This window comes from Acinetobacter sedimenti (genome assembly GCF_022601685.1).
GTDB classification, from domain to species: Bacteria; Pseudomonadota; Gammaproteobacteria; order Pseudomonadales; family Moraxellaceae; genus Acinetobacter; species Acinetobacter sedimenti.
Map to the genome: position 1 here is coordinate 22,733 of NZ_JAKUML010000022.1, position 8,801 is coordinate 31,533.

Annotated in this window: 8 protein-coding genes; 2 read left to right on the top strand and 6 right to left on the bottom strand. The window is 42.1% G+C overall.

Features of this window, described 5'->3' with window-relative positions; all coding sequences use genetic code 11:
* The first annotated feature begins 31 nt into the window (after window positions 1–31).
* Window positions 32–430, top strand: coding sequence for an outer membrane protein assembly factor BamE (locus MKI79_RS11090; protein WP_241573585.1), 399 nt, complete (start codon window positions 32–34; stop codon window positions 428–430).
* Between the two features lie 165 nt (window positions 431–595).
* Here MKI79_RS11090 and MKI79_RS11095 read toward each other — a convergent pair whose 3' ends face one another.
* The 6 genes from MKI79_RS11095 to MKI79_RS11120 form a co-directional block, all read right to left on the bottom strand.
* Complete coding sequence (locus tag MKI79_RS11095) at window positions 596–940, bottom strand: RnfH family protein (RefSeq protein ID WP_241573611.1); 345 nt, start codon at window positions 938–940, stop codon at window positions 596–598.
* Window positions 941–995: 55 nt separating this feature from the next.
* Window positions 996–2,102, bottom strand: coding sequence for a hypothetical protein (locus MKI79_RS11100; protein WP_241573588.1), 1,107 nt, complete (start codon window positions 2,100–2,102; stop codon window positions 996–998).
* 179 nt (window positions 2,103–2,281) lie between these two features.
* On the bottom strand, window positions 2,282–3,916 hold the full coding sequence (gene groL / locus MKI79_RS11105) for a chaperonin GroEL (protein WP_241573600.1): 1,635 nt from the start codon (window positions 3,914–3,916) through the stop codon (window positions 2,282–2,284).
* Window positions 3,917–3,986: 70 nt separating this feature from the next.
* Window positions 3,987–4,277, bottom strand: coding sequence for a co-chaperone GroES (locus MKI79_RS11110; RefSeq protein ID WP_241573602.1), 291 nt, complete (start codon window positions 4,275–4,277; stop codon window positions 3,987–3,989).
* A 183-nt stretch (window positions 4,278–4,460) separates the two neighbouring features.
* Window positions 4,461–5,246: a metallophosphoesterase family protein gene (locus MKI79_RS11115; protein WP_241573604.1), complete on the bottom strand. Its 786-nt coding sequence runs from the start codon at window positions 5,244–5,246 to the stop codon at window positions 4,461–4,463.
* 2 nt (window positions 5,247–5,248) lie between these two features.
* A complete protein-coding gene (locus MKI79_RS11120; RefSeq protein ID WP_241573606.1) occupies window positions 5,249–6,187 on the bottom strand; it encodes a diacylglycerol/lipid kinase family protein in 939 nt (312 codons plus the stop codon).
* A 488-nt stretch (window positions 6,188–6,675) separates the two neighbouring features.
* Between MKI79_RS11120 and MKI79_RS11125 the strand changes: the two genes are divergently transcribed.
* On the top strand, window positions 6,676–8,505 hold the full coding sequence (locus MKI79_RS11125; RefSeq protein WP_241573607.1) for a phosphoenolpyruvate carboxykinase (GTP): 1,830 nt from the start codon (window positions 6,676–6,678) through the stop codon (window positions 8,503–8,505).
* Window positions 8,506–8,801: the final 296 nt, after the last annotated feature.

Below are 8,801 nucleotides of genomic sequence, written 5' to 3' on the forward strand. Positions count from 1 at the left end.
GCATTAAATAATTGTGGGATAGTGTAGCAAAATGCAAAAATTTCTGTTGTCAATTTTTATGGCCACCATCATTTCTGGCTGTTCTGTGCTCGGCGTCTACAAAGTAGACATTCCACAGGGCACACCATTGACTCAAGCAAAAGCTTCTCAAGTCAAAGTCGGTATGACACCGCAACAAGTCCGTTTCCTACTTGGTACACCTACAGTCAGTGATCCTTTGAATCCATTGCGTTGGGACTACATTTACAACTATATCCCAGGAACATATGCCAAAAAAGCAGATATACCTGCTGCCAAAGGTCAGCACTTACGTATTCACTTTAACGAATCTGGCGTCGTTTCGCAAATCGAAGGCTTGGACACCATTCCCGAATCTCAGCCGGGCTTACCGGGTTCGAAAGAAGCGATCTTGACTGCACCAAAGCTATAACTAGCTTATCGCTTCTTAAGCAAGCGTCTTTAACGCAAAAAAAAAGCATAGATGATCTCTATGCTTTTTTATTCATCTTAGATTAGCATTTTGAGCGCCAAATCTTTATACAAGCTTTATAAAAGATGATTTCGGATTTTTCTTACCGCTCTGCTTTTAACTATTTTATGAACTACTCTGTTGATCCTGTCGTTTTTTCTGTTGATTACCTTGTTGATAGCGACCAACTGGATGCTTCTCTGCACGGCGACGACGCACATCTTTAGGGTTCATGGTCAAAGGTCGATACACTTCCAAGCGATCCCCTGCTTGCAAAATATGTGTCGCAGGATCTTTGATTCGCAGTCCAAAAATACCTAATGCCAACGGCTCAGGTAATGTGACCTGTTTAGCCAAGTCACTCGCATCTAATGCTTGTAACGCTGTCATGCCCTGCTGATAAGGAATATGTATTGAATATTGCTGATCCACTGCACAATACACAATCCAAATCTGAGAAGATTGGTCTATGCTGATACTCGAATCATTTTCAGTAAAATCATTCATATTAGATGACGTGTAAAAATTAGGCAGTTAGCAATATTTGAAACCACGCAATCATCGCAACGACGATCGACACTGGGACAACGATACGAATAAAAATTCGCCACAGGTTGTAGCTCATTTCATTTTTAAAATTCAGTGATTTACGCAAATGGCTAATCTTCATCAACCACCCTGCAAAGATTGCATACGCAAGACAAAGCACCAAACCCAGTGCAATCAACATCGGATATAAAATATTACTGATCGGCAACGCCCAAATCAATATTGGAATAAGCAAAATCAATGCTTGAAAGGGTAAGGCAATTTGACGTTGAATCAACTGCGCTCGTATTAATTGCAACAGATAAGCTGACAAGCTCAATGCACCAACGAGCAATACAATACTTTGTGTCATTGTTGCGCTTTGATTAGCCCAAAGCATTGCCAATAAACCAACAGCTTGCGCAATCCAAATCGGCAATACTATTGGTGTGCTTGATGCTTTATCGGCATTATTCGCTTGAACATTCTGAGTCGCAGACTGCCAATACACACCCAAGCCCAAGCCACCTGTAACTAAAGTCAATGTCACGACTTTTGCCCACTCTGCAAAGCTCACACCTGTCCATTGCCAAGTGCCCTGCTGTGCAAGCATACCCAACACAATAAACGCAATGACAGCGAGTGCCGAAACTGCGAGTAAAATCAATCGAGGTAACATCGACAATGCAACAGCAACAATCGCCAAGACTAAAATCGCAATACTTGGGTTCAGTCCCATTGTATTTGACTGTAGCGCAAGCTGTGACATCACTGCACTATTGGCATAATGTAACATCGCTCCTGCAAACAACGGTACAATCACCACAGCCAACCAACTCACTGAACGCCATTTCGTCGAAACATCCGCATCACGTGTTAGTTGCATCAATCCTTGCAACGGTGCAGACTTGGCACGCTTCGCCAATCCGACTTCCATATACAGTGCAGGCAATGCCAAAACGAGCATAGTCACGAGCCACAATACTAAAAAATCATACTGCTGATATGCGACTAGACCCAAAGTTGGTGCCAAAGTCACACTAAATAAAAAGGATAGACAAAATGCCAAAACTGGCGTGATCCATGTCGGTTGCTGTTGCATCATATCGTATTTAAAAGTTATAAAAATCTTGCCTGTATTTTGCCTTTCTCAGCCCTCAAAAGCAAAACTAAAACGACCAAACTCGTAACAATTCCAAATCATTCTTTTCATTTTCGCCATTTCTCAAAACATAAAAAAAGATCGCCGAAGCGATCTTTTCTTTAGATAAGATGAGCGATGTTTTACATCATACCGCCCATGCCCCCCATACCGCCCATGTCTGGTGCAGCAGGTTTGTCTTCTGGGATATCAGTAATCATTGCTTCTGTAGTCAACATCAAGCCTGCAACAGATGCCGCATGTTCAAGTGCAGAACGGGTTACTTTTGCAGGATCAAGGATACCCATTTCCAACATATCGCCATATTCACCAGTCGCAGCGTTATAACCAAAGTTTCCTTCGCCTTGTTTTACAGCATTAATCACTACTGACGGCTCTTCACCCGCATTGGCAACGATCTGACGAAGTGGTGCTTCGATCGCACGGCGCAAGATGTTGATACCAACAGTTTGGTCATCATTTGCACCTGTCACACCGTCAAGTGATTTGATTGCACGTACTAGCGCAACACCACCACCTGCAACCACACCTTCTTCAACCGCAGCACGTGTTGCATGAAGCGCATCGTCTACACGATCTTTTTTCTCTTTCATTTCAACTTCAGTCGCAGCACCGATCTTGATCACTGCAACACCACCTGCAAGTTTCGCAACACGCTCTTGCAGTTTTTCTTTGTCATATTCAGAAGTTGACTCTTCAACTTGCGCACGGATTTGTTGTACACGCTCAGCGATTTGTGTTGCATTACCTGCACCGTCTACGATTACAGTGTTTTCTTTAGATACTGTGACTTTATGCGCAGTACCCAAGTCTTCCAAAGTCGCTTTTTCCAAAGACATACCGACTTCTTCAGAGATCACATTCGCACCAGTCAAGATCGCAATATCTTGAAGCATTGCTTTACGACGATCACCAAAACCAGGCGCTTTGACTGCACAGACTTTGATAATGCCACGCATGTTATTAACTACAAGAGTTGCCAATGCTTCGCCTTCAACATCTTCAGCGATGATCAACAATGGCTTGCCAGTTTTCGCTACTGCTTCCAAAGTGGTGATCAATTCACGGATATTGCTGATTTTTTTATCAACAAGCAAGATGAACGGATTTTCAAGTTCAGCAGTCAACGTGTCTTGTTTGTTGGCGAAGTACGGGCTGATATAACCACGATCAAACTGCATACCTTCTACAACGTCCAAAGCATCTTCAAAGCCTGAACCTTCTTCAACAGTAATCACGCCTTCTTTGCCGACTTTTTCCATCGCTTGAGCGATCAACTTACCCACTGTACCGTCAGAGTTTGCAGAGATTGAACCCACTTGTTCAATCGCTTTAAAGTCGTCAGCAGCTTTTGCTGTAGATTTGATGTTTTCAACTACAGTGCGTACAGCGATGTCGATACCACGTTTCAAATCTGTAGGGTTCATGCCAGCAGTTACAGACTTGATACCTTCAGCCAAGATCGCTTGAGCAAGTACAGTCGCAGTCGTTGTACCGTCACCCGCCACATCGTTGGTCTTAGAAGACACTTCACGGACAAGCTGAGCGCCCATGTTTTCAAATTTATCTTTTAAAGTGATTTCTTTAGCAACAGTCACACCATCTTTAGTGATGTGCGGTGCACCGAAAGAACGGTCGATCACAACATTACGACCTTTAGGCCCTAAAGTGACTTTCACTGCATCGGCAAGGACATTTACGCCGTCGATCATTTTTGCACGTGCTGAAGCACCGAATTTTACGTCTTTAGCTGACATGAATTTTTCTCCGAATTATCTTTAATCTGATTTTTAAGACATTAATTTAAAAACTAAATCAATCTGAGTTTTAGCCTTCAAGAATCGCTAAAATGTCAGATTCTTTCATGATTAAAAGCTCTTCGCCGTCGACTTTGACTGCTGTGCCCGCATAAGTACCAAACAATACTTTTTCACCAACTTTAACATCGAGTGCACGCACGCCATTGTCAGTGATTTGACCATTACCTACAGCGATGATTTCACCTTGAGCAGGTTTTTCAGCAGCCGAACCCGGTAGCAAAATACCGCCAGCAGTTTTAGTTTCTTCTTCGACACGACGAACCACAACACGATCATGTAGGGGACGAATATTACTCATGTTTTACTCCATTCATCTGAACTTTTCAGGTAAATTTTAGATTTGATGTATACACCGCCTGAATTCATAAATCTTTTCGGCGATGCAATATTGAATTTGTTTTTGAAATGGGGGTGACCTGTAGGGCTTCAAGAGCAAAAAAATAATTTTTTTAACTTTTTGTGCTTTTTTTCATCGAAAAATTTAAGTCATGTCATTCTTCGGCCAAATGCGTTTCCATTTTTGAAAACTTTTTGCTGATTCATCATATAAATAAGCATCAATTTCACCTTGCACAGTGATCACATTAAAGCCATTTTCCTCACCATGATGGGTGCGATTGGAGAAGGTCGTACCTGCATGAATGTCGAGTACCGATTGCGCCACATCGAGATGGTAAAACTGATTAAGATGATACACTGCAGACTGATGCAAATGTCCATGTAACAAACCATTCAGCCCTGCATCTGCCCAGTGCCTGAGCGCAATTTCTCCCGATACAGGACAATCGTCCACATGCTTATCAAACGGTTCACAGTAAAATGGCTGATGTACCGCAACCAATTTATATAAATGCTCAGGTGCATTTTTCAGTTTGGCTTCAACTTCTGCGATTTGCTTGGTAGAAACATAACCTTTGGTATGATATTTTGGGCGAATACTATTGACGCCGACCACATAAAAATGCTCAGAGATAATCTCCTTTTCCGTTGCGCCAAAGAACAATTGATAACGACCAAACGGATTAAAGAAACGTCGCCACACATGATACAACGGAATATCATGATTACCCGGTACCACAAGATACGGAATATTTAAACTTTCTAAAAATTGCCGACAGGCATAGAACTGCTGAAAGCGAGCACGTTGGGTCAAATCGCCACTGACAATCACCAACTCAGGTTGATGCTGCTCGCAGAATTTTTTCACCGCTTGGACACGTTCGGGAAGCTCCGTACCAAAATGTAAATCGGATAAATGTAATAGCATGCCTACATCTCTCCCAATGTAGAGCGGGGTACACGGACATTGATCGCATCATGCGTAACTTTAAACTTGAGTGGTGTACGCAATCGCATAATTTCACCATCCAGCGCAACTTTCATAACAGGCTTTTGCGTTGAGATTTCGACATTTTCTGCGCAAAAACTATAGACATCTTTGGCATGTTCAAGCTCCCCTTGTAGCAATTTGACCATGAGTTGAAATAACTGAAATCGAGTCACATGACCCACTGCCACAGCTGCCAATTTGCCTTGTGCAGCGCAATCAGCCAAACGTAATTTTAAATCTTGCAGTTGGAGTTGATTATTGCCGAAGAAGACCATCGGCGATGCAATCGGGTGCTTTTGACCATCAATTTTGATTTTCAAGCGATAATATTTTTGTGGTTGCGCAAGCACCGCCAAGCCTGACAGATAAGCCACTAACGGAAAACGACCAAACTTTTTATTATAATATTCTCGGTTTTCGATCATCACAGGATATAAGCCAATACTGGCATTATTCAGATAAATTTTATCATTCACTTGTCCAACATGTATCGGCTTCGCCACGCCATCAATCAGATTCTGTACCGCTTCTGGCAGTGCGACAGGAATATCAAGCGCTCGTGCTACATAATTAAAAGTACCAAGCGGTAAAATGCCTAGCTCAATATCTGTGTGCATCAGCGCCTGCGCAACCGCATTGATCGTACCGTCACCACCCGCTGCAACGATGACGCCACGCTTGCCTTTTGCATATTGCTTATGCTTTGCCACTGCGCTATTAACACATTGATTCAGTGGAAACTTCTCTTCTGTTAAAAACAATTCGACGTCAAAATCTGATTTTTGCAAGCTTTGTGAAATCAAGTGCATTTCCATCTCATGCCCTTCGCCATGATGCCCTGATCGCACATTCATAATAATAGAGAGTGGTACTGTCATATGATGTTTTATCTCACATTCTGCAAGTTACAGATCATTCTTCAATTTTTCTTAATACTTTGAATTTAAATAAAATAGCAGTGTACTGAGATCAAAGTATGTCAAATCACAATCTATAACGATGTGATTACTTCAATAGTTATTGCAAATATACAACAGATGGTAGTGCACAACTGTAAAATTAGTTTATGATTGATTTATAAGGATTTTATTTAATATTTAGAATATAAATACCAAGCATAAATTTTAAATTATATCACAATGATTTTAATATAATTGTTTTAATTCAATATCTTACATGAATATTATCAACCTAAAGCTTCTCTTGAGAGTGAAGCTTGGATACCTATTCCAACAAAAATATGTTTTAATATGTGCACCCATTTTTAACGACGATATAACGTATATATCTTAGTCATTATCGTGCAGTTGTATCCCGACTGTGCGTTGTACGGATAGTACATTTTTAAAGAAAAGTAGGCCTCATCATGACCCAAGTGAACGCACCAGAATTCGTTCGTCATCCTAAGCTTGTTGCTTGGGTTGAAGAAATTGCTAAATTAACTAAACCTGCAAAAATCGAATGGTGTGACGGCAGTGAAGAAGAGTATCAACGTCTTGTTGACTTGATGATCGCTAACGGCACCATGCAAAAATTGAATCAAGAAAAACACCCAGGTTCATATCTAGCAAACTCTGATCCGTCTGATGTGGCACGTGTCGAGGATCGTACATTTATCTGTACTGAAAACGAAGAAGACGCAGGCGCAACCAATAACTGGGAAGCTCCTGCAGTAATGCGTGAAAAACTCAATGGCTTATTTGAAGGCGCTATGGAAGGTCGTACGATGTACGTTGTCCCTTTCTCTATGGGTCCTTTGGGTAGCCACATTGCACACATCGGTATCGAGTTGACTGACTCTCCATATGTTGTGATCAGCATGAGTAAAATGGCTCGTATGGGCAAAGCAGTTTACGACGTACTTGGTATAGACGGTGAGTATGTACCATGTGTACACACTGTTGGCGCGCCACTCGTTGCAGGTGCAAAAGATGTTGCTTGGCCCTGTAACAGTGAAAAATATATCGTTCATTACCCACAAACTCGTGAAATCTGGTCTTATGGTTCAGGTTATGGCGGTAATGCGTTGCTTGGTAAAAAATGCTTGGCACTTCGTATCGCATCTGCAATGGGTCGTGAGCAAGGTTGGTTAGCTGAACACATGTTGATTCTTGGCGTAACTAACCCTCAAGGTGAAAAGCACTACATCGCTGCGGCATTCCCATCTGCATGTGGTAAAACAAACTTTGCAATGTTGATTCCACCTGCAGGTTATGAAGGTTGGAAAATCGAAACTGTCGGTGATGATATTGCATGGATCAAACCAGGTGAAGATGGTCGTCTTTATGCGATTAACCCTGAAGCAGGTTTCTTCGGTGTTGCACCAGGTACGAATACAAAAACTAATCCAAACTGTATGGCAACATTGAACAAAGACGTGATCTATACCAACGTCGCTGTCACAGCTGACGGTGAAATTTGGTGGGAAGGATTAACGAAAGAAGCACCTGCGAATTTGACCAACTGGAAAGGTCAAGCTCATACAGGCGCAGAAAAAGCAGCTCATCCAAATGCGCGCTTTACAGTTTCTGCAGGTCAATGCCCTTCTATTGATGCAGACTGGGAAAACCCAGCAGGTGTGCCGATCTCTGCATTCATCTTCGGTGGTCGTCGTGCTGACACTGTACCGTTGGTATCAGAAGCATTTGACTGGATTGATGGTGTATATAAAGCTGCGACAATGGGTTCTGAAACCACTGCTGCTGCCGTTGGTCAACAAGGTGTCGTACGTCGTGATCCATTTGCGATGTTGCCATTTGCTGGCTACAACATGGCGGATTACTTCACTCACTGGTTAGAGCTTGGTCAACAAGTTGGTGCAAAAGCTGAAGCTGCTGGCAACAAATTGCCCAAAATCTTCAACGTGAACTGGTTCCGCCGTGATGCAGAAGGCAACTTCGTATGGCCTGGTTTCGGTCAAAACATGCGTGTTCTTGAGTGGATCATTGATCGCTGTGAAGGTCGTGCTGATGCGGTCAATACTCCAATTGGTTTGGTGCCGACTTATGAGCAGTTGAACTGGTCTGGTTTAGACTTCACGAAAGATCAATTTGAAACTGTGACTAAGCAAGATAAAGATCAATGGATCAAAGAGCTTGAAAGCCACACTGAGCTATTTACTAAGCTAGGTGCTCGTCTTCCACAAGCATTGAAAGATCGTCAATCTGCATTGCTAGATGCGGTAAAATCTGCTTAATTGCAAATTTAAAGATTGATTCAAAAAGACGCTTCGGCGTCTTTTTTTATTTAGAATGTCCCATCCTAAATAAAGTTGACACTTTCCATCCTTAAATTATGGAGAGCGTTATGCCTACATCACTAAAGCGTACACAACGAGATTATAATCTTGCCTTTAAATTGTCAGTTGTTGATCAAGTTGAAAAAGGCGAAATGACTTTTAAGCAAGCACAGGATAAATGAATAGCCACCGATTTTGTAGACACCTTTTAGTTAGATAAAATGGCTAATTAACGAGGTGCTTATGAGCAGTAA